Origin of the sequence: Roseobacter sp. OBYS 0001 (assembly GCF_019654895.1) — a bacterium.
In the GTDB taxonomy this organism is placed as follows: Bacteria; Pseudomonadota; Alphaproteobacteria; order Rhodobacterales; family Rhodobacteraceae; genus Roseobacter; species Roseobacter litoralis.
On sequence record NZ_BPES01000017.1, the window covers coordinates 36,172 to 56,120 of the forward strand.

General features: G+C 56.9%; 21 protein-coding genes and 1 tRNA gene. 10 read left to right on the forward strand and 12 right to left on the reverse strand.

Annotation, left to right across the window (positions count from 1 at the left end; genetic code table 11):
- Nucleotides 1-127 precede the first annotated feature (127 nt).
- The 3 genes from K5Q35_RS20835 to K5Q35_RS20845 are packed head-to-tail and all read left to right on the forward strand — an operon-like array spanning nt 128 to nt 3,428.
- On the forward strand, nt 128-1,342 hold the full coding sequence (locus tag K5Q35_RS20835; protein WP_220801203.1) for an amino acid ABC transporter permease: 1,215 nt from the start codon (nt 128-130) through the stop codon (nt 1,340-1,342).
- A gap of 3 nt (nt 1,343-1,345) precedes the next feature.
- Nucleotides 1,346-2,644 carry an amino acid ABC transporter permease gene (locus K5Q35_RS20840; protein WP_220801204.1) on the forward strand — a complete coding sequence of 433 codons (1,299 nt, stop codon included), beginning with the start codon at nt 1,346-1,348 and terminating at the stop codon, nt 2,642-2,644.
- A gap of 13 nt (nt 2,645-2,657) precedes the next feature.
- Nucleotides 2,658-3,428 (forward strand): amino acid ABC transporter ATP-binding protein, encoded by a 771-nt coding sequence (locus K5Q35_RS20845; RefSeq protein ID WP_013963178.1) that lies wholly within the window; start codon nt 2,658-2,660, stop codon nt 3,426-3,428.
- Nucleotides 3,429-3,481: 53 nt separating this feature from the next.
- On the opposite strand, the gene K5Q35_RS20850 is transcribed toward K5Q35_RS20845, so the two are convergent.
- The 12 genes from K5Q35_RS20850 to rpmH form a co-directional block, all read right to left on the reverse strand.
- Nucleotides 3,482-3,979 (reverse strand): histidine phosphatase family protein, encoded by a 498-nt coding sequence (locus K5Q35_RS20850; RefSeq protein ID WP_220801205.1) that lies wholly within the window; start codon nt 3,977-3,979, stop codon nt 3,482-3,484.
- Nucleotides 3,980-3,982: 3 nt separating this feature from the next.
- Nucleotides 3,983-4,633, reverse strand: coding sequence for a ferredoxin (locus K5Q35_RS20855; protein ID WP_220801206.1), 651 nt, complete (start codon nt 4,631-4,633; stop codon nt 3,983-3,985).
- Nucleotides 4,630-5,424, reverse strand: coding sequence for a sterol desaturase family protein (locus tag K5Q35_RS20860; RefSeq protein ID WP_220801207.1), 795 nt, complete (start codon nt 5,422-5,424; stop codon nt 4,630-4,632). The genes K5Q35_RS20855 and K5Q35_RS20860 overlap by 4 nt, the downstream gene beginning before the upstream one ends.
- A gap of 93 nt (nt 5,425-5,517) precedes the next feature.
- A complete protein-coding gene (gene argB / locus K5Q35_RS20865) occupies nt 5,518-6,381 on the reverse strand; it encodes an acetylglutamate kinase (RefSeq protein ID WP_220801208.1) in 864 nt (287 codons plus the stop codon).
- A 29-nt stretch (nt 6,382-6,410) separates the two neighbouring features.
- Entirely contained in the window at nt 6,411-7,061 is a 651-nt protein-coding gene (gene yihA / locus K5Q35_RS20870; RefSeq protein ID WP_220801209.1) for a ribosome biogenesis GTP-binding protein YihA/YsxC, read from the reverse strand.
- Nucleotides 7,061-7,801 (reverse strand): MOSC domain-containing protein, encoded by a 741-nt coding sequence (locus K5Q35_RS20875; protein WP_013963172.1) that lies wholly within the window; start codon nt 7,799-7,801, stop codon nt 7,061-7,063. The genes yihA and K5Q35_RS20875 overlap by 1 nt, the downstream gene beginning before the upstream one ends.
- On the reverse strand, nt 7,798-9,618 hold the full coding sequence (gene yidC / locus K5Q35_RS20880; RefSeq protein ID WP_013963171.1) for a membrane protein insertase YidC: 1,821 nt from the start codon (nt 9,616-9,618) through the stop codon (nt 7,798-7,800). Before yidC ends, K5Q35_RS20875 begins: the two co-directional genes overlap by 4 nt.
- A 172-nt stretch (nt 9,619-9,790) precedes the next feature.
- Nucleotides 9,791-11,338, reverse strand: a complete 1,548-nt coding sequence (locus K5Q35_RS20885) for a bifunctional diguanylate cyclase/phosphodiesterase (RefSeq protein ID WP_220801210.1) — start codon at nt 11,336-11,338, stop codon at nt 9,791-9,793.
- 119 nt (nt 11,339-11,457) lie between these two features.
- Nucleotides 11,458-12,282 carry a tRNA 2-thiocytidine(32) synthetase TtcA gene (gene ttcA / locus K5Q35_RS20890; protein ID WP_220801211.1) on the reverse strand — a complete coding sequence of 275 codons (825 nt, stop codon included), beginning with the start codon at nt 12,280-12,282 and terminating at the stop codon, nt 11,458-11,460.
- Between the two features lie 116 nt (nt 12,283-12,398).
- Nucleotides 12,399-12,635 carry a membrane protein insertion efficiency factor YidD gene (gene yidD, locus K5Q35_RS20895; RefSeq protein WP_013963168.1) on the reverse strand — a complete coding sequence of 79 codons (237 nt, stop codon included), beginning with the start codon at nt 12,633-12,635 and terminating at the stop codon, nt 12,399-12,401.
- Nucleotides 12,632-13,045 carry a ribonuclease P protein component gene (rnpA, locus tag K5Q35_RS20900; RefSeq protein WP_220801212.1) on the reverse strand — a complete coding sequence of 138 codons (414 nt, stop codon included), beginning with the start codon at nt 13,043-13,045 and terminating at the stop codon, nt 12,632-12,634. Before rnpA ends, yidD begins: the two co-directional genes overlap by 4 nt.
- A gap of 25 nt (nt 13,046-13,070) precedes the next feature.
- Nucleotides 13,071-13,205, reverse strand: coding sequence for a 50S ribosomal protein L34 (gene rpmH / locus K5Q35_RS20905; RefSeq protein ID WP_013963166.1), 135 nt, complete (start codon nt 13,203-13,205; stop codon nt 13,071-13,073).
- Nucleotides 13,206-13,506: 301 nt separating this feature from the next.
- Here rpmH and K5Q35_RS20910 point away from each other — a divergent pair, with 301 nt between their 5' ends.
- The 7 genes from K5Q35_RS20910 (at nt 13,507) to K5Q35_RS20940 (ending at nt 19,904) form a co-directional block, all read left to right on the forward strand.
- On the forward strand, nt 13,507-14,238 hold the full coding sequence (locus K5Q35_RS20910) for a TVP38/TMEM64 family protein (RefSeq protein WP_220801213.1): 732 nt from the start codon (nt 13,507-13,509) through the stop codon (nt 14,236-14,238).
- A 1-nt stretch (nt 14,239) separates the two neighbouring features.
- Complete coding sequence (locus K5Q35_RS20915) at nt 14,240-15,658, forward strand: NAD(P)/FAD-dependent oxidoreductase (RefSeq protein ID WP_220801214.1); 1,419 nt, start codon at nt 14,240-14,242, stop codon at nt 15,656-15,658.
- Nucleotides 15,659-15,669: 11 nt separating this feature from the next.
- Nucleotides 15,670-17,076 carry a HAMP domain-containing sensor histidine kinase gene (locus K5Q35_RS20920; protein WP_220801215.1) on the forward strand — a complete coding sequence of 469 codons (1,407 nt, stop codon included), beginning with the start codon at nt 15,670-15,672 and terminating at the stop codon, nt 17,074-17,076.
- A gap of 120 nt (nt 17,077-17,196) precedes the next feature.
- Nucleotides 17,197-17,273, forward strand: a tRNA-Arg gene (locus K5Q35_RS20925).
- Between the two features lie 151 nt (nt 17,274-17,424).
- On the forward strand, nt 17,425-18,618 hold the full coding sequence (locus K5Q35_RS20930) for a site-specific integrase (RefSeq protein ID WP_220801216.1): 1,194 nt from the start codon (nt 17,425-17,427) through the stop codon (nt 18,616-18,618).
- On the forward strand, nt 18,618-19,523 hold the full coding sequence (locus tag K5Q35_RS20935) for a hypothetical protein (protein WP_220801217.1): 906 nt from the start codon (nt 18,618-18,620) through the stop codon (nt 19,521-19,523). The genes K5Q35_RS20930 and K5Q35_RS20935 overlap by 1 nt, the downstream gene beginning before the upstream one ends.
- Nucleotides 19,524-19,691: 168 nt before the next feature.
- Nucleotides 19,692-19,904 (forward strand): AlpA family transcriptional regulator, encoded by a 213-nt coding sequence (locus K5Q35_RS20940; RefSeq protein WP_220801218.1) that lies wholly within the window; start codon nt 19,692-19,694, stop codon nt 19,902-19,904.
- Nucleotides 19,905-19,949: the final 45 nt, after the last annotated feature.

The following is a 19,949-nucleotide window of genomic DNA, read 5'->3' on the forward strand; positions in this document are numbered from 1 at the left end:
AAAAGCAAGGGCGCAGATTTAATTCTGCGCCCTTCGCAGTTTAGACGACCAAAAACCAATTCCCGGCAGGCCAGAGACGCACAAGCGTCCATAAAAGCGAATAGCCGGAACCACGGGGAAGACAATAATGACAATAGTGACGGACCCACCGAGGGGGTCGTTTCGGCTATCCATGCTGATCAACGACACACGCTACCGGTCGATGACATTTCAAGCGATTGCGCTGCTTGCGCTGATTGTGGCCATTGCCTATCTCGCGAACAATCTGCTGACGAACCTGGCCGCACAGGGTCTCAACATCTCTTATGGGTTCCTTGGCGATCCGGCAGGCTATGACATCAACCAGCGTCTGATTGAGTACGACAGCCAGTCGTCGAATGCGCGCGCGGCAGTTGTCGGTATCCTCAACACGCTGCTGGTGGCCTTTCTTGCCTGTATCATGGCGACCGTGTTTGGTGTGATCGCGGGGGTTTTACGTCTGTCCAACAACTGGCTTGTGGCCAAGTTGATGTCTTTTTACGTCGAGATTTTCCGCAACATTCCTGTTCTGATCTGGATCATCATCATCTTTACGATCATGACCGCCGTCATGCCCGCCCCGCGCGCCTTCAGAGGCGATGAGCCCGAAGCCACGATGCTCTTGGGCGCTTTTGCCTTTACCAACCGCGGTATCTACATTCCCGCCCCGATCTGGGGTGCGGGTTCAATGGTCGTGGTTGCGACCTTCATTGCGTCGATTGTGGGCGTCTTTGCCTACCGGCGCTATGCCACGAACCTGCTCTATGAAACAGGGCGTTTGCTGCCGATGGGATGGCCGAGCCTTGCCATCTTTTTCGTACCGACCATCGTAATGTTTTTCATCATGGAGCGTCCGGTCAGTTTGGACATGCCAGTTCTTGGGGGCTTCAATTTTCAGGGCGGCATCCAGATTGGTGCCCCGCTGATCGCGCTGTGGTTCGCCTTGTCGATCTACACCGGTGCGTTCATCGCTGAAAACGTGCGCGCCGGTATTCAGGCGGTGTCCAAAGGTCAGACTGAAGCGGCATCCGCCTTGGGGCTGCGTCCGGGACGTGTCATGAACCTTGTTGTGCTGCCACAGGCCCTGCGCGTGATCATTCCGCCGCTCATTTCGCAGTACCTCAACATCACCAAAAACTCATCGCTGGCAATTGCTGTGGGGTATGCGGACATCACCGCGACGCTGGGCGGTATCACCCTGAACCAGACCGGTCGCGCGATTGAATGTGTTCTGTTGCTGATGCTGTTCTATCTCGTCATATCGCTGTCGATTTCGGCGATCATGAACGTCTACAACAAAACCGTCACCCTGAAGGAGCGTTGAACAATGACTGATACAAGCCAACACTCCGCTTCGTTCGTTCGCACCGAAACCATCCCTGAGCGCGCGCCGCCGCTTGCGGCATCCGGCCCGGTCAAATGGATGCGTGAGAACCTGTTTGCGACCCCCGCCAACAGCGTTCTTACAATCGTTGCGGCCTATTTCCTCTACCTCATTCTGGCAGGGACGTTACCATGGCTCTTGAATGGTGTCTGGTCCACCGACAGCCTGTCTGAATGCCGTGACGTGCTTGATGGTGCCGTCGGTGCCTGTTTCTCGGTTTTGACCGAGCGCTGGAACCAGCTGCTCTTTGGGTTCCAATACCCGAGCGAGCTTTACTGGCGGCCGGGTCTGGCCCTGATACTGTTGTTTATTGCGGGCGCGCCGGTGCTGTTTTTCGATCTGCCACGCAAGCTGTTGATCTTCACGGCGCTTTATCCCTTCATCGCCTATTACCTCATCTGGGGTGGCGCGCTGGGCGTGCCTGTTCTGGCGCTGGTGGGCTGTGTCGTGGGCTATCTTGTCTACCGTCGCTTTGTGACGGGCAACTTTGCAATAGGCTTTTTCGGCGGGATTGTTGCAGCGGTGTTCGTCTGGATCCTTGGCGGTTTGCTGATCCCCGAGAACGCAAATGAAACCGCGATGATGACGGCGGTGCCAAGCCGTGACCTTGGTGGTTTCATGCTCAACATGATGCTGGGTGTGACCTGTGTGTCGCTATCGGTGCCACTGGGGATCGTGCTGGCGCTTGGGCGTCAGTCGAGCATGCCGCTGATCAAATGGATTTGTGTTATCTTCATCGAATTCATTCGTGGCGTGCCACTGATCACCTTGTTGTTCGTGGCATCGGTGATGCTGGCCTATTTCTTCCCACCGGAATCCACGGTCGATCTGTTCTTGCGTGTGGTGATCATGATCACGATGTTCTCCTCGGCCTACATCGCCGAGGTGATCCGGGGCGGCCTCGCGGCTCTTCCCAAGGGACAGTACGAGGGGGCGGATAGCCTTGGGTTGGATTATACGCAGGCGACCCGTCTGATTATCCTGCCGCAGGCGCTTAAAATCTCGATCCCCGGGATCGTGAATGTCGCCGTCGGTCTGTTCAAGGACACCACACTCGTGTCGGTCATTTCGATGTTTGACCTTGTTGGGATGATCCGTGGACCGATCCTCGCCTCAACGGATTGGGGCGGCGTGTATTGGGAGCTTTATGGCTTTGCTGCGCTGCTGTTTTTCGTCGTGTGTTACGGCATTTCGCAATATTCACAATGGCTCGAGCGTCGTCTCGCGACCGATCACAGATAAGGAGGCCTGACCAATGGCTGAACAAGCAACTCAAATGCAGGTCTCTGACGAGATCGCGATCACCATCAGCAATATGAACAAATGGTATGGCGCGTTTCATGTGCTGCGCGACATTGACCTGACGGTGAACCGGGGCGAACGTATCGTGATCTGCGGGCCGTCGGGGTCGGGCAAATCCACGCTGATCCGTTGCATCAACGCGCTGGAAGAACATCAGCAAGGCTCCATCACCGTGGATGGGACGCTGCTGTCGTCCGACCTCAAGAACATCGACAAGATCAGGTCTGAGGTTGGCATGTGCTTTCAGCACTTCAACCTCTTCCCGCATCTGACGATCCTTGAAAACTGTACGCTGGCGCCGATCTGGGTACGCAAGACACCCAAGAAAGAGGCCGAAGAAACGGCGATGCACTTCCTTGAAAAGGTGAAAATTCCGGATCAGGCGGGCAAATACCCAGGGCAGCTTTCGGGCGGGCAACAGCAGCGGGTGGCCATTGCGCGCTCGCTCTGCATGAAGCCGCGGATCATGCTGTTTGATGAGCCAACCTCTGCGCTGGATCCGGAGATGATCAAAGAGGTGCTCGACACGATGATCGAACTTGCCGAAGAAGGCATGACGATGCTGTGTGTGACCCACGAAATGGGATTTGCGCGTCAGGTTGCCAACCGGGTGATCTTCATGGATGCCGGGCAGATCGTGGAGCAGAACGAACCTGAGGCGTTCTTTAACAACCCGCAATCTCCACGCACGCAGCTGTTCCTGAGCCAGATCCTCGGGCACTAAATCGGTTCACGCTTGGACTGGATGCGCCGCCCTCTTGGGGCGGCGTTTTCCGTTTAGCCCGTCAATTCGCGTGGTACGATGAAATCGATCACCCGGCCTTGATGCCAGCCGACCTCCTGCCAGCTGCCCACATCAAAGTCGCAGACAAGCGTGGCCCCCGTTGGGTAATCCGCAAACCGCTCATGCACAGGGGGTGACTCCACCAACAGGCTGGCAAACTCGCAGATGCCGTGGTTGTGCCCGATCATCAGCACGCAATTGCCTTTGGCCTCGTGCAACGTTTCGATCATGACGCGCGGTTCCGCCAGATAAAGCGCCCTGATGAACCGTGTCTGCGGGGCGGGAGTAATCTGCAGCCCCATCAGCGTCTGGCCCGTCCGCTCGGCGGAGGAGCACATCACCTCATCCGGGACATGCCCTTGCGCGCGCAGCCAATCGCCCAAGGCACTCGCAGCCCTGCGCCCGCGCTTGTTGAGCGGGCGGTCATGATCGGCGGTGCCAATGTGGTTCCAGTCTGATTTCGCATGACGCATCAGGATCAGTCGAAGCATCTGTTACCCTTTGAATGTGGTCATATGATAGGCCGATTGCGCCGGGGTGCGCGGGTATTGCTGTGAGACCGGGCAGATCCGCCGCGCCGCGCAGCCTCGCGCCATGCAGTCCTGCCCCTCGGCTTGATCGAGGAATGTCTTGCAGGCCACCACATCATAGTTTTTCCCGTCCAATGCATCGACGGGGCAGGTGGTGGTGCAGGGCTGATCGACACAGCTCAGACAGGGGTTGGCAGGGGGGGCGGGCAGGTCAATCTTTTCGCGCAGCGCAAGCGCCCCCCGAAAGGACACGAACAGGCCAGCGGTATCATGCACAAGCAGCATGATCGGTGAGGCGTGCACCCGACCGGTTTTGAGCGCCCAAGAGAAAAACGGCTTAAAGGGCGGCCCGCCGAACGGGTAAAGTGCCCGCGCGTCCAGATCTGCGGCCCATGCGCCGATAACGCGCGTCGACCAGCGATTCATCGGGTCAGGCTGGCCGTCGTTCCATTCAGCGCTTTGTGTAAAGCTCGCCCAGAAACCGGGTTCATGCGGGCCGAGCAACAAAAGGGTCTGAAAACCCGGCGGAACATTATCATCAGCTGTGGGATGGAACCCGCCAAGGATGCTCAGGGAACGGGTCAGGGCCGCCGCCTGAAGGGTCTCATATGTCACTTGCGCGCGAAGGGAAGGGAGAGCGACCAACTCAGCTTGCTGGGCCGGTCGTCCTGCCATTCAAGCCCGACCTGCATCTCGTCATGCCCGGCGGCGGGTTGCGCGATGTAGGTGCCGAACAGGCGGTCCCAGATCGACAGCGCAAAACCGTAATTGCTGTCGTGTTCGTGGCGGTGCACGGAATGATGCACCCGGTGCATGTCAGGGGTAACCAGAACCTTGCGGACAAGGCGGTCCACTCCTTTTGGCAAGGCAAGGTTCGAATGATTGAACATCGCGGTGCCGTTCAGAATAATCTCAAAGAGGATCACGGCGATGGCTGCCGGCCCCAGAATATAGACCAGCCCGATCTTGAGGAGCATGGACAGGGCGATTTCCACGGGGTGAAAGCGGATTGCCGTTGTTACGTCCATATCCACATCGGCATGGTGCACGCGGTGCAGGCGCCACAAAAGCGGCACCTTATGCGTAATGAGATGCTGCAGCCAGATCGCGAAATCAAGGATCAGCACAGCACAGAGCACCTCGACCCAAAAGGGCAGCGCAATCAAGTTGAACAGCCCCCAGCCGTTCGCCTCAGCGTCCATGGCAGCACCCACCGCCAGCAGGGGCAGGGCAAAGGCCAAGGCGCGCAGCGTGAGCGTGTTCAGAACGGTCACGCTCCAATTCGTGACCCAGCGTGCACGCCGCGACTGGCTGCGCACGCGGCGTGGCGCGAGCGCCTCAAGTGTTGCCAGCAGCGCGAACAGGCCCACGAATATGCCAAGACGAATAAGTGCTTCGTTTTCCATCTGTCTAACCTAGTCGCCGCAGCGTTCATAACAAGCCATGTGCTGACACATCTGCGTTAGAAGAAAGCGCGTCTCGCCCGGTGTCGCAGATTGCTATTCTGCGCGGATGATCGAGCCTGCGCCATGTTCGGTAAACAGTTCCAGCAAACAGGCATTCGGCGCGCGTCCATCCAAGATCACAACCGCGCGCACGCCCTGCTGAATTGCGGCCAGCGCTGTTTCTGTTTTCGGGATCATGCCCCCGGCAATCGTGCCATCCATTGTCATCTCGCGGATCTGCTGCGCGCTCAGTTCTGTCAGCACATCGCCTGCGTCGTTCTTTACGCCGGGCACATCCGTCAGCAAGAGCAGCCGGTCCGCCTTGAGCGCTGCGGCAACCGCACCGGCAGCCGTGTCCCCATTGATGTTGAACGTTTGACCAGAGCGATCCGCCCCCAAGGGCGCGATGACGGGGATGTATTCCTTTTCGGCCAGATCACGCAACAGACGCGGGTCAACCTCTTGTGGTGTGCCGACAAAGCCCAAAGCGGGGTCGGTTTGAGTGCAGGTGATGAGACGCGCATCTTTGCCGGAAATACCCACCGCGCAGCCGCCCTGACCGTTAATCGCCTGAACGATCCGTTTGTTGACGAGGCCACTCAGCACCATTTCGACCACATCCATCGTAGCGCTGTCAGTGACACGTTTACCGTTCACGAACTCGGATTTGATGTCCAGTTTGTCGAGCATCGCGTTGATCATCGGGCCACCGCCGTGCACTATGACCGGGTTCACGCCGACCTGCCGCATGAGCACCACATCACGGGCAAATTCGTCCATCGCCTCATCGCTGCCCATCGAATGACCGCCAAGCTTTATCACCACCGTGGCCCCGGCGTAGCGTTGCAGATAGGGCAGCGCCTTGTTCAGCGTGCTTGCGGTAGAAATCCAGTCGCGGTTCATATCTTGGGTCTTCATCTTGGGGCCATGGGTTCGGTTGGGGCGTGTCAGGTCAGGTCGGTGATAATCGAACGCAGTGTGGGAATGCCCCATCCCTTTTCACTCGAGGTGACAACAAGTTCCGGGAAGGCGGCGGGGTGTTTTGACAGGGCGTTGCGTACCTGATCCAGCACCTTTTCGCGTTCTTTTTCCTTGACCTTATCGGCCTTGGTCAGAACGACCTGAAAGGTGACGGCGGCACTGTCGAGCAGGCTGAGGATTTCCTCGTCCACTTTTTTCGCGCCATGCCGGGCGTCAATCAACACAAAGGCGCGTCGCAAGGTCTGGCGACCAGACAGATATTGCTTCAGCAGCCGTTGCCATTTTTCGACCACCGGCACCGGCGCGTTTGCATAGCCATAGCCAGGCAGATCGACGAGGTAATGGCTCTCACCCGCGGTAAAGAAATTGATTTCCTGCGTACGCCCAGGGGTGTTGGAGGCGCGCGCAAGACCTTTGCGACCGGTCAGTGCGTTGATCAAAGAGGATTTGCCAACATTTGAACGCCCGGCAAAACACACCTCCATCCGGTCAGGATCAGGCAGGCCGGACATGGCGACCACACCCTTTACGAATTCCGTTTCGCCCGCAAAGAGCAAGCGGCCCTTTTCGAGCGATTGATGGTCAGGGTCCTGCGTGACCGGGAAGGGCAATTGCATCACAGCACCTCAATCTGATCGCCGACACGAATGGTGCCACCTTGTTTGACCTCAGCGCGGACAGAAAAGTCCTGATGCCCCCAAGTGTCCAGCGCGGCCAGCGTATCTGCATCGCGCATGCCGGTGTCCGGATTGGCTGTGGTGGCAAGGCAACGATCAGTCCGTTCGCGCACCGTAAGAACGCAGTCGCCGATGCGGACGTCCTTGCCGAGCCAGTCAAATTCAACCCATGGCGCGTCGGTTTCAAACCAGATGTTGCCCCGCCAGCGGTGGATTGACAAAGGCTGGTTCATTTGGGTTTCGACGGCTTTATGGGACGCGTGGTTGCACAGGGTGACCGAAGGAAAATCGCTGTCGGTAAATCCACGCCCCTCCAGCCTGATAATCCGTTTAGGCAACGCCCGGTCCTGAGGAACAAGGGGGCTGACCCAAGCGATAAACGCATCCGTGCCGGTATCCGGGTTAAACGTCAGGTCCGGTCTGTCGGGGTGTGACAGGGTGAGGTCACCCGTCGCTTCGTTCAGGCTGGACGTAATCGCCATGAGGTTTGGCGCCTTGGACACGCGGCTGAAGTTGGCGCAAGGGACCCACATGCTGCCGTCTGCTTTTGATGCCTCATGCGCGACAGCCCAAAGCCGGTCAAACGGCATGGACTGTCCTGCTGTCAGGGTCGTTTGCCGCAACGCCTCGCGCCCGTGGCTTTTGAGCGGATGGCGCAGCAACGTTGTGATCGTGGTCATTTCGAGTCGGGTTTTGTTTTCTTCTGAAACCCGCCTTTTATGTTGCCAAACACATCCGGTTTATACCCCTGGCTGCGCATGATCATATACTGTTGCGCGAAGGTTATCGTGTTGTTCGCGATCCAGTAGACGACCAAGCCACTGGCAAAACCGCCGAGCATGAACATGAAAACCCACGGCATCCATGCAAAGATCATCTGTTGTGTCGGGTCTGTGGGGGCGGGGTTGAGTTTTTGCTGCATCCACATCGAAATACCCAGCAAAAGGGGCAGGATACCGATAAAGATCAGCGCCATGATTGACCCCGGCTCTGGCCCGTCAAACGGCAACAGACCATAGAAATTCATGATCGACGTGGGGTCCGGCGCGCTGAGGTCCTGAAACGGCCCGAAGAAAGGCGCGTGGCGCAGTTCGATCGTGACGAAAATCACCTTATAGAGCGAAAAGAAGATCGGGATCTGGAGCAGGATGGGCAGGCAGCCCGCAGCCGGGTTTACCTTTTCCTTCTTATAGAGCTCCATCATGCCTTGCTGCATCTTCTGACGGTCGTCGCCAGCTTCTTCTTTCAGCTTTTCCATCTGCGGCTGAAGCTCTTTCATCTTCGCCATGGAGACATAGGATTTATAGGCCAGCGGCAGCAGGATCGCCTTGATGATCAGGGTCAGACCGATAATCGCCCAGCCCATATTGCCGATGAATGCGTTGAGGTAATGCAGCAAAAAGAAGATCGGCTTGGTCAGGAAAAAGAACCAACCCCAGTCGATGCTGTCGATGAAACGATCGACGCCATCGGTTTGATAATTGCGGATGGTTTCCCATTCCTTTGCCCCTGCAAAAAGCTGGGTTGTGGCGCTCACGGATGTGCCGGGGGCCACTGTTTGCGCCGGAAGGACGGTTTCGGCCTGATAGATATCGGCACGGGGGCGATATTTGGTCGTCAGTCTTGCCGAGGCGCTTGGATCAGGGATCAGAACCGACATCCAGAAGTGATCGGTGAAGCCGATCCAGCCGTTCAGTACGTTTTCAATACGTTCTGCGGGCACACCTTCTCTTTGATCTACCGGGAATTCCGGGATGTCGTCCCAGTTGGTTTCGGTCAACTCGCCATCTGCCATCGCGACGACGCCTTCATGCAGGATGAAGAAGTTTTTCAGATCAGCCGGCTCACCATGACGTGCAAGGATACCGTAGGGGGCCACCGTCACCGGGGCATCCGACGTATTCGCCACCGATTGCGTGATCTCGAACATGTAGTTGTCGTCAATCTCAATGATGCGGGTAAAGGAGAGGCCCGCGCCATTGTTCCATTGTAGCGTGATGGGTGCGTCAACCGAGAGGATGTCGCCGTCGATGACCTGCCATTCGGTATCCGGGCCGGGTACTTGGGATGGGTCAACGCCCGCGCCAGCAGCCCAGCCATAGAGGGCGTAATAGGCCCCGGGGCTGCCCACGGGGGAGAGCATCGTAACGATATCCGCATCGTCCTCTTGGGTTTCGCGGTAGTCTTTCAAGGACAGATCGTCGATCCGCCCGCCAAGCAGTGAAATGGAGCCCTTCAGGCGATCCGTGGCGATTTCGACGCGTGGCGCTTCTTCAAGCGCTGCGGAGCGGGTTTCGCCCTCGATCACCACGGATGGCGCGGTGTCGGATGTCACGGATGGCAGGCTGCCTGTGGCAGCATCGGGTGTCAGCTCCGTGGAGGTCTCACTGGTGAGCGGTATCTCAGGTTCGGGTGGGGGGAATAGAACAAACCACACCAGAATCACAACGAAACTGAGTGCTGTTGCAAGAATTAGGTTCTTGTTTTGGTCGTCCATCGGGGCAGCCACCTGCTCTGTTGAGTATCAGCGTGGTTCAACAGAGTGTCGGCACAAAGGTCAAGCAGATTCGAGGTTTTCCCCATGATCTGCTACCGATCGTCGCTTGCAGCAGCGCTTGCTTGGGTTTGGACGGCTTGCAGAGCGTTTCGGTTTGCCGAAATGAGCCGTTTTAACGGGACTTGTTGGTCAGGATCTGTGGCGTCGCTTGCAGTTTGGCGTTGTGATTGGCGATCCAATCCAGCGTTTGGTCAAACGGCATTGGTTTCCCGATCCCGAAGCCTTGCACATGATCGCAGCCCAGTTGAGCAAGCAAAGCGTGTTCGCCAGCAGATTCGACGCCTTCGGCCAGCGTTTCCACCTCAAGCCGCTCTGCCATAGTCAGGATAGCGCTGATCATGCGTTGTTGTTCAGGGTCGCGGTCCGCTTTTATGACGAAAGAGCGATCTATTTTGATTCTGCTTACGGAAAACCGGCGAATGGATGAAATGGATGCGTGCCCCGTGCCGAAATCATCAAGGTCAATCCGGCAGCCAAGTCTGCTCAGGCCATTGATGTTGCGCGTGATTGTGTCGTCTGGCGAATTGGCGACAACGGTTTCCAGAACCTCGACGGCCAGGCGTTCCGGGGCAAGATCAAACCTGTCCAGCTCCCAGGTTATTTTGTCGACAAGTTTGGGATTGCTCAATTCCGGGCCCGCAAAGTTCACACCAACCTGCGGCACGTGCACGCCAGCGCTGTCCCATGCTTTCAGGGCGGTGAACGCATGGAACATCATGACTTCCGCGAGCTTTTCCAGCATCCCGGCCTGTTCAATGGCGGTCAGAAAAGCAGCCGGTGAAACCATGCCACGATTAGGGTGGTTCCATCTTGCGAGGGCTTCAAATCCGGTGACAAGTCCCGTGTCAGTCGATATCTGAGGCTGGAACCAAGGTCGAATTTGCCCTTTTTCCAGCGCCTGAACGACTTCTTCGCGCTGTTCTGCGCGAATTTCTGACTTACGTTGCATTTTGTCTGAGTAGGCGCGTACCGCTCCGGGGCCGTTCAGATGAGCCTCCCTGAGCGCGTGGCCTGCCGCTGCCAACCACGCGTCGCCAGAGCGCGAAATCACCTTTGTTTGCTGGCAAAATCCCACTGAACTGGTAACATGAACCGAGATGCCATCGACGGGTATGGGTTCTTCCAGAGCGGCCTGAATCCTGCCCGCAAGCTGGATGCACAGTTCAAGATCCATCTGACGCACCGGCTCAAGACATACCGCGTATTTGAACGTATCCAAATGCGTGACGGCATCCCTGTCACGCGTTACAGCAACAATCCGGTCGCCGGATATTTTGGAGATGAGATCCGCCGCGGTCTGTCCATATCGTTCGACCAGCGCCGTGTGATCGTCGATTTCAATCTGGAAAGCGGCAGAGATCAATCCGTCCGCACGCGCATCCTTGAACCTTTGCAACACGATGTCCTGAAAGTCATCGCGCTGCATCATGCCCATCACCGAAGTTTGGGTAACCGGGGTGGAAGCTTCTGGGGGTTTTGCGCGGGTCAGGATGACGAGTACGGGAAAAAACAAGGCTGTGACAATCAACGCCACTTCGCCAGCATACCAATACAGCCCGAGACATACTGCAGGAATGAAAGCGAGGCTTTTCGGGCTAAATACACATGCGCCAAGTCGGACTCGTGCTGAGGCGACGGCCTCTGCCAGCACTTTGAACATGTCATCCCTCTCGTAAAAGCGCTTTGCGCAGCAGTAAACGACAGAAAACTAGCCCAAACAGAATGACGTCTCGGTTAACAACCGGGTGATTATTACGGCGCTATTGCAGAAAACTTGAATTATTTTCGCATGAGACCGAGAAAGTCGAACAACTCCGTGTCCAAAAGGTGCGACGGGCGTGCATGCGTCAGTGCCTTGAACATGACCTGCCGGCGTCCGGGGCTGTTTTTCTCCCAACCCTCAAGGATGGCCTTGACCTGTTGGCGCTGCAAGCCATCCTGACTGCCGCATAAATCGCAAGGGATGATCGGATAGTCCATTGCCGTCGAAAACCGATCGCAATCGACTTCACTGACATGCGCAAGCGGGCGATAAACGAATAAATCACCTTCTTCGTTCACCAGTTTTGGCGGCATTGTTGCCAGCCGCCCACCATGAAAGAGGTTCATGAGAAATGTCTCGAGTATGTCGTCGCGGTGGTGCCCAAGAACGACAGCGGAACACCCCTCTTCGCGCGCGATACGATACAAGTGACCGCGCCTCAGGCGAGAACAAAGCGCGCAAAGCGTCCGCCCTTCAGGCACTTTATCCATCACGATGGAATAGGTGTCCTGATATTCAACACGGTGCGGCACGCCCATCTTTTCCAGAAAAGCGGGCAAAACGGTCGCCGGGAAACCCGGCTGTCCCTGATCCAGATTGCACGCGAGCAGTTCAACCGGCAGCAATCCGCGCCATTTCAATTCGTAAAGGACCGCGAGTAGGGTGTAGCTGTCTTTCCCGCCGGACAGACAGACCAGCCATTTTGCGCCTTTTTCGATCATCCCATAGCGATCAATCGCTTCGCGCGCCTGCCTCACAAGACGCTTGCGCAGCTTGCGAAATTCAGTTGTTTTGGGTGCCCCGTGAAAAAGCGGGTGAATTTCATCTGAATGATCGAGCATCAGCGGCGTCCTGTGGTTGGCTTGACGTTCTATACTGCGAGAACAGATGAACCAAAAGAGCCTCGATATCCGTGAATTTTGCCCAATCGCGAGGGTTGGCGCCTCGGATTGCAGGGTCAGGGTTTGCGCGAACGTTCGGGCACGGGGTCATAGCCGCATTTCCCCCACGGGTGGCAACGCAAAATGCGCCGCAGCGTCAGCCAAGCACCGACCAAGCCCCCGTGCTTTTGCAAAGCTTCCAAGGCATATGCGCTGCAGGTTGGTTGGTAACGACAGTTGTATCCGACCCATGGGCTGAAAATCAGTCGATACGCGCGCACAGGCAGCGCAAAGAGATGGGCCAGCGGGCTCACCTTGGCGCTTTGTGCAGTTTGTCCAACGCGACGCCAAGATCATCCATCAACTGGGAAAACGACCGCTGCGCCGTCTCTTTAGCGCGTCCGATGAAAACATAATCGACACCCTGCTGACCATGATCGGTCAGCGTGAGCCGCGCGATCTCGCGCAGGCGGCGTTTGGCGCGGTTCCGCGCGACTGCATTGCCGACCTTTTTGGAACAGGTGAACCCGACGCGGATGCCCTCCGCTTCGCTTGGCGTGCGCTTACGCATCTGAAGGATGAAGCCGGGGGTGACAACACGCGGCGCACGGGCCGCGCGCAAAAAATCGGATCGCTTTGTAATCCGCGTCAGACCTGAAGAAACCGCCGAAAGAGGAGCCCCTTTGGCGGTTGATTTCAAAGGTTTGACATGCAGCGGCATCATCTATCGTGACCCCGTTGGGATCAGATCAGGCGCTTAGCGACTTGCGGCCATGTGCACGGCGTGCGTTCAAGATCTTGCGGCCTGCTTTGGTGGCCATACGTGCACGAAAACCGTGGCGCCGCTTGCGCACGAGGTTTGAAGGTTGAAAGGTGCGTTTCATCGCTCCGTCTCCATTTTAAACTTCGGAGCGTGGCGGAATCGCCCCGCATCCGGTCATATTCGAAGCCCGTCGTCTAAAGCGCATCTGACGGCAAGTCAAACCCTCACGCCGGGATATTTGCACCGTTTTGCAATAATTCGACCACGCGGGCAATGAAGATGTTTCAAGAACCGGCGTGACGCAGGGTAAAACCGCCCATGCCTGTCACGCCACATCAAGCGCGCGTGAGGGGGCTATCGCCACGTCGGCCCAAGCGTCATGTAAAGTGTCAATTGCAACCGGGCTGCAAAAGGTGACAGTAATGCTTGAGATGACACAAACCCAAAAATCCGGCTGGACGCGCCGCTTGCCACTGCTCCTTATACTGTTGGTGGCGGCTGTCGGTGCGTTCACGCTCAAGGACTACCTCTCGTTCGAGGCATTGCGCGACAATCGTGAGGCGCTGATTGCGGTGCGCGACAGTAACTTCGCGGTAACCGTGCTGGGCTTTCTGCTGACCTATGTTGTGATCGTTGCATTCTCACTGCCCGGCGCATTGATCGCAACGCTGACGGGCGGCTTTCTGTTCGGCACGTTTGGCGGGTCCGTGCTAAGCGTCACGGCCGCAACGCTGGGGGCGACGGTCATTTTTCTGGCCGCGCGGAACGGTTTGGGTGAAAAGCTCAAGGCGCGAATGGATGCAGCCGATGGCACCGTGGGCAAGATTGCCAAGGGGCTGGACGAAAATCAGTGGTCGATGTTGTTTTTCATGCGGCTGGTGCCTGTGGTGCCGTTCTTCGTGGCCAACCTCGTTCCCGCTTTTCTGGCGGTGCCGCTGCATCGCTATGTCATCTCGACCTTTCTGGGGATTATCCCCGGCTCGCTTGTTTATTCATCGGTGGGTGCGGGGCTGGGTGAGGTGTTCGCCCGAGGCGAGACGCCCAACCTCGGCATCATCTTTGAACCGCATATATTATTGCCGATCCTGGGGCTGAGTGCGCTATCGGTGCTTCCCGTCCTCATCAAGGCCATCACTGGCAAGAAAGACCTCTGACATGAAACGTATCAAAACCGATGTCCTGATCATCGGCGCCGGGTCGGGTGGTTTATCTGTCGCCGCGGGTGCCGCCCAGATGGGGGCTGATGTTGTGCTGCTCGAAGGGCATAAGATGGGTGGCGATTGTCTGAATTTCGGTTGCGTTCCGTCCAAGGCACTGATTGCCAGTGGCAAGGCGGCGCATAGCCAGCGCCACGCGTCGCAATACGGCGTCGCCAATGGCTCGGGTGCGGCTGATTATGCCGCCACCAAGGACCACGTGCACGACGTCATTGCGCAAATTGCGCCGGTCGACAGTCAGGAGCGGTTCGAAGGTTTTGGCATCAACGTCATCCGTGAGTACGGGTGTTTTATCTCGCCCACTGAGGTGCAGGCGGGCGAGACGGTGATCACCGCCCGCCGTATCGTGATCGCCACAGGCTCATCACCGCTGGTGCCGCCGATCCCGGGGCTGAGCGATGTGCCTTTTGAGACAAACGAAACAATTTTCGATCTACGCGACAAGCCAGAACATCTGCTGATCATTGGCGGCGGCCCGATTGGCATGGAAATGGCACAGGCGCACATCCGTCTTGGCTGCAGCGTGACCGTGATCGAAGGGGCACAGGCCTTGGGCAAAGATGATCCCGAACTGGCGGCGGTCGTTCTGGACAGTCTGCGCGCGGAAGGCGTCATGATCAGGGAACAGACCAAGGCAGCACAGATCAAAGGGGCGGCAGGTGCGATCGAAGTTATCAGTGAAACTGGCGAAACGATTGCAGGCACGCATCTTTTGATGGCCGTGGGGCGCAAGGCGAATATTGACAACCTCGGGCTCGAGGCAGGCAAGATCAAAGCCAAGGGAAACGGAATTGAGGTAGATGCAGGTATGCGCACCAGCAACCGCAAGGTCTATGCCATTGGCGATGTGGCAGGCGGGCTGCAGTTTACGCATGTGGCGGGGTATCATGCGGGTGTGATCATCCGATCCATGCTCTTTGGACTGCCGTCAAAGGCCAAGGTGTCCCACATCCCATGGGCGACCTATACGGAGCCTGAACTGGCGCAGGTCGGATTGACCGAAGCACAGGCGCGCAAGGAACATGGGACCGCTCTGGAGGTCGTGCGCTTTGACTATGCCCATAATGATCGCGCCATTGCAGAGCGCAAGACCACAGGGTTCATCAAGCTGATGGTGCACAAGGGCAGACCGGTGGGCGCGTCCATCGTCGGGTATCAGGCGGGCGAGTTGATCAACCTCTGGGCGCTGGCGCTGGCCAACCGTATGAAGATGAGCCAGATCGCCGCCATGGTCGCCCCCTATCCCACCATCGGAGAGATCAACAAACGCGCCGCAGGGGCCTATTACAGTCCGCGACTTTTCGACAATCCCAAGGTCAAAAAGATCGTGGGGCTTGTTCAACGCTACATCCCGTGAAAATCTGACATATGTTCAATTCGCTTTCAGGTCGTCTCATCATTCTGACAACCATCTTTGTGATGATTGCAGAAGTCCTGATTTTTGTGCCCTCGATCGCGCGGTTCCGCGAGGATTATCTTAACAACAAGCTGGAGCGGGCGCAGATCGCGTCGCTGGCCCTGCTGGCGGATGATATGCTTGACGGCGAGCTGGAAAAGGAACTGCTGGAGAACGCGGGCGTTTTCAATGTGGTGCTGCGTCGCGATCAGGTGCGCCAACTCGTGCTGTCCTCCGATATGCCGCAAGCCATCGCGGCCACATATGACATGCGAGACAACTCCGCTGTGGTCTTGATCCGCGATGCGCTGGCGCGTTTTGTCTCACCGCAAAACGAGGTGATCCGCGTGATCGGGGCGCCTGTGCGCGATGCGGGCCTGCTGATCGAAATCACGATGGAGACTGATCCATTGCGGATGACGATGATAGATTATGGCATCCGTATTCTGATCCTCTCGGCTGTGATTTCGGTTATCACCGCCTCTTTGCTGTTCGTGGCGATGCGGGCCCTGTTGCTCAAGCCGATCAAACGGGTGGTGGGGGACATGCAGAATTACGCCGCGGCCCCCGAGGATGCGCGCCGCATTATTGTGCCCTCTGCCAGTGTGACCGAGTTGCGCGAAGCCGAAGAAGCGTTGCAAAAGCTGGAAACCGACCTGACGCAGGCCTTGCGCCAAAAGGAGCGGCTGGCGCAGCTGGGTAGTGCTGTGAGCAAGATCAGCCACGATCTGCGCAATATCCTGACCTCGGCTCAGCTATTCACGGACCGGATCGAGATGAGCGAGGATCCGACCGTCAAGCGGATGGCTCCCAAGCTGGTGGGCTCGATCACGCGGGCAGTTCATCTGTGTGAAAGTACGCTGGCGTTTGGCAAGGCCGAAGAACCAAGCCCGACGCTCACGCGGCTTGCGCTGCGCGATCTTGTTGATGAAGTGATCGATGGGGAGGTGCTGGCGATCGGTGATCATGATGTAGAGATCGTCTGTAAAGTCCCCGCAATGATGATGGTGCGTGCAGACCCGGAGCAGCTTTACCGTGTCATTGCAAACCTGATGCGAAACGCACGTCAGGCCATCACTGCGACCAGTCAGCCGGGACAGATCAACATCGAGGGCAGGGAGGACGCAGGTGCGTGGTATGTCGATGTCGCAGACACAGGCCCGGGTTTGCCCCCAAAAGCGCAGGAGTTCCTGTTTGCCCCTTTCCAAGGCGGCGCGCGCAAAGGAGGATCAGGCCTTGGGCTCGCGATTTCCGCCGAGCTCGTCAAAGGTCACGGCGGTATCCTTGATTTGGCGTGGACCGGACCGGACGGCACGTGTTTCACCATTACGCTGCCCAAAGGGGACGGCACATTGCCCGATCGGCAGCTGGATACATAAACTGCGCGGAGTCCGCCGAGGCCGCACATACAGGCCGAAAACGGGGGTGAAAAAATGACAGCAATTTTGATGCCTTTGGGCTTGCATAAATCATAAGGCATCACTAAACCACGCGCTAGTGGACCGATAGCTCAGCTGGATAGAGTACTTGACTACGAATCAAGGGGTCGGGGGTTCGAATCCTCCTCGGTCCGCCACTACCCCATTTTTCCGAATTTGACTTGGCCGCTTTGAGCGGCTTTTTCTTTGTGGTATGCTGAGCTTAGCTCACTTTGCCGATTAGCTTGAGTTTTCTTCGTTGATGTCTATACTCGTTTCTTGAGTGGTATTAAATGTGGTATTTTTGAAATGGCCCTATCTGGCAAGCTGACGAAGAAACTGGTCGAGAACCTTGGCGCTGGGCGGCATGGGGATGGCAATGGCCTTTACCTAGTCGTTGATCCTTCTGGGGCACGGCGTTGGATCGTCCGGGTGGTAGTCAAAGGGCAAAAAAATCGCAAGGGTGCGCCACTGCGGACGGATTTTGGCTTAGGTGGGGCCGATATCGTCACGATCAACCAAGCCCGCGAACGCGCACTGGAATATCGGCGCATGGCCAAGACCGGCCTGAACCCACGTTTCAATGCCAAACGCGACATCCCGACTTTTGAAGAATTTGCCAAACAGGTCCATATTGACCGCATGCCGACGTGGAAGAACGCCAAGCATGGCCAGCAATGGATCAACACGCTGCGCGATTATGCCTTTCCCAAGATTGGCCGGATGCCGATTGATTCTGTTCACCAGCCCGAAGTCATGATGTGTCTTGCCCCGATCTGGACCGCAAAGCACGAAACGGCCAAGCGCTTGGCGCAGCGGATCAAGACGGTGCTGGACGTGGCACGCTCGAAAGGGTTCCGCGACGGTGAAAACCCTGTGACGGCTATCAAGGAAGCGGGCGCGCTGCCCAAGGTCAAGGCCAAGGTCAAACACCACAAAGCGATGCACTGGCGCGACGTGCCTGCCTTCTACGCTGATCTGAGAATGCGTAACGCGATGGCGGCAAAGGCGCTGATGTTTACCTGCCTGACCGGGTCACGCACGGGTGAAGTGCTGGGCATGCAGTGGGGCGAGGTCGATCTGGACGCGCGCGTGTGGACCTGTCCGGCCATACGCATGAAGACGGGCGAGGATCACCGCGTGCCGCTCACGGATGAAATGTTGTCGGTCATTGAACCGCTGCGCGCGATGCAGTCGGAGTATGTCTTCGAAGGGCAAAAACGCCACAAGCCGCTGTCGAATATGTCAATGCTGATGCTCTTGCGGCGGATGCAGGTCGAAGGCGTGACGGTCCATGGCTTCCGCTCGACCTTCCGCGATTGGGCGTCCGAGGTCGCAAACGTGCCGCGTGAAGTGGCCGAAATGAGTTTGGCGCACCAAGTTGGGTCAGATGTAGAGCGGGCCTATGCAAGGTCGGACCTGCTGGACAACCGGCGGGTGCTGATGGAACGGTGGTCAGAGTTTGTTGCAGATGCATCAAAGCCCAACCGGAGCGCCACTTGATGTTTGCGCCAAAAGGATACACCCCACTCGCCACTCTTTGGAGCGATTTCGAGCGGCAGTATATTGGATGGTCGCACCATCGGGCTTGTGCACATTTTCAAGCGCATGGTTTTGACACATACACATTCTTTGGCTCTCCGCTGGATCTATGCGAGGATCTGTTCCTGACTGCACTCTCGGATGTTGCGCTGACGCTGTTTACCCCATCCAGCGATATCATTACGACCCCGTCGACACTGCCCAACTCAAACGCCAGCATTTTTACAAAAACGACAGTGTACGAGAGCATGGCAATTGTCGCCGACCCAGATGAAGCCGGTTTGGAAAATGAGTGGTTGGTTCAGATGGGATCGACGCGTTTTGGATTTTGGCCACACATGGAGGCGAACTACGCGACGTGGGATTTGGAATATTGCTCTGGCGCGCGCGCAAAAGCCGAAGGCGATGGCACGGATGAACTGCAATTTTACACGCTGCCTTACTGTTTTGAACGGGGGACTTACACAGTTCCAAGAGAATTGCCGCCTTGGACAGTAGATATGATCGATGGATCCTTTGCACGGAATCTGTCGGGCTCGCTCCTTGGCAGCTCGATTTGTCTGGGTGACAAAGTTGCCAACAACTGGCGGCGCCGAGTGACAGAAGACCAGCTGGAGCTACTCTTTATGCGATTTATGGGGAAGCGCGACGCAAATACCGCAGCCGAGCTTACGCCGAAAGTAGGGCGGCCCAACAAGCGGATCGCAGCTGCTCAAGCTTACGTCGATCTGGGCCTGATCGACAGTCAAGCGCCTTGGAAAGAGAAGCGCATTCTCGTCGAGGATCATCTCAAAAGTAGTATTGGTCTGACCACTCTAAAGAATGCGGCTCGGCTCGCTAAACAGATGCTGACGTCCAAAAAATAGCATTTGATCTTCTATACTGTCTTTCGGAGGGTCTAAAACTATGTCCAATAGTCGTCAAAAACCCGGTCAAAAAATCACCGAGGTATTTTTGACTTTTTTGACCGCTCCCGCTCCAACCAAATCAATGCTTGTTCAATGCCATCTTGAAACGCTGAAAGGCATCAAAGAATGGCAAACCTGTTTGAGCAAAACCGAACTTATGTCCTCGGGGATCCTGAACTGGATCTGTTGGGGGACCGCGACAAGCTGGCCCAGTGGCGGCACAAGGGCATGGGCCCGGCATACTACAAGCTTGGCCGCAAAATCGTTTATCTGGGCGCAGACCTAAACGCTTGGGCCGAAGGTCAGAAAACAGATCCGAGCAAGTTTGAGCAAAACTGATGCGGTCAGGGTCACATAGACCTTTGGCGCGCGCTTTACCCTTTG

What these genes read in the sequence shown, in the direction of transcription:
- K5Q35_RS20935 (WP_220801217.1), top strand. Translation starts at nt 18,618, where the DNA reads ATGTTTGCGCCAAAAGGATACACCCCACTCGCCACTCTTTGGAGCGAT.
- yidC (WP_013963171.1), bottom strand. Translation starts at nt 9,618, where the DNA reads ATGGACGACCAAAACAAGAACCTAATTCTTGCAACAGCACTCAGTTTC.
- yihA (WP_220801209.1), bottom strand. Translation starts at nt 7,061, where the DNA reads ATGCAATTGCCCTTCCCGGTCACGCAGGACCCTGACCATCAATCGCTC.
- K5Q35_RS20915 (WP_220801214.1), top strand. Translation starts at nt 14,240, where the DNA reads ATGAAACGTATCAAAACCGATGTCCTGATCATCGGCGCCGGGTCGGGT.
- K5Q35_RS20840 (WP_220801204.1), top strand. Translation starts at nt 1,346, where the DNA reads ATGACTGATACAAGCCAACACTCCGCTTCGTTCGTTCGCACCGAAACC.
- ttcA (WP_220801211.1), bottom strand. Translation starts at nt 12,282, where the DNA reads ATGCTCGATCATTCAGATGAAATTCACCCGCTTTTTCACGGGGCACCC.
- K5Q35_RS20835 (WP_220801203.1), top strand. Translation starts at nt 128, where the DNA reads ATGACAATAGTGACGGACCCACCGAGGGGGTCGTTTCGGCTATCCATG.
- rpmH (WP_013963166.1), bottom strand. Translation starts at nt 13,205, where the DNA reads ATGAAACGCACCTTTCAACCTTCAAACCTCGTGCGCAAGCGGCGCCAC.
- K5Q35_RS20930 (WP_220801216.1), top strand. Translation starts at nt 17,425, where the DNA reads ATGGCCCTATCTGGCAAGCTGACGAAGAAACTGGTCGAGAACCTTGGC.
- rnpA (WP_220801212.1), bottom strand. Translation starts at nt 13,045, where the DNA reads ATGATGCCGCTGCATGTCAAACCTTTGAAATCAACCGCCAAAGGGGCT.
- K5Q35_RS20910 (WP_220801213.1), top strand. Translation starts at nt 13,507, where the DNA reads ATGCTTGAGATGACACAAACCCAAAAATCCGGCTGGACGCGCCGCTTG.
- K5Q35_RS20850 (WP_220801205.1), bottom strand. Translation starts at nt 3,979, where the DNA reads ATGCTTCGACTGATCCTGATGCGTCATGCGAAATCAGACTGGAACCAC.
- K5Q35_RS20845 (WP_013963178.1), top strand. Translation starts at nt 2,658, where the DNA reads ATGGCTGAACAAGCAACTCAAATGCAGGTCTCTGACGAGATCGCGATC.
- argB (WP_220801208.1), bottom strand. Translation starts at nt 6,381, where the DNA reads ATGAAGACCCAAGATATGAACCGCGACTGGATTTCTACCGCAAGCACG.
- K5Q35_RS20860 (WP_220801207.1), bottom strand. Translation starts at nt 5,424, where the DNA reads ATGGAAAACGAAGCACTTATTCGTCTTGGCATATTCGTGGGCCTGTTC.
- K5Q35_RS20885 (WP_220801210.1), bottom strand. Translation starts at nt 11,338, where the DNA reads ATGTTCAAAGTGCTGGCAGAGGCCGTCGCCTCAGCACGAGTCCGACTT.
- K5Q35_RS20920 (WP_220801215.1), top strand. Translation starts at nt 15,670, where the DNA reads ATGTTCAATTCGCTTTCAGGTCGTCTCATCATTCTGACAACCATCTTT.
- K5Q35_RS20875 (WP_013963172.1), bottom strand. Translation starts at nt 7,801, where the DNA reads ATGACCACGATCACAACGTTGCTGCGCCATCCGCTCAAAAGCCACGGG.
- K5Q35_RS20940 (WP_220801218.1), top strand. Translation starts at nt 19,692, where the DNA reads ATGGCAAACCTGTTTGAGCAAAACCGAACTTATGTCCTCGGGGATCCT.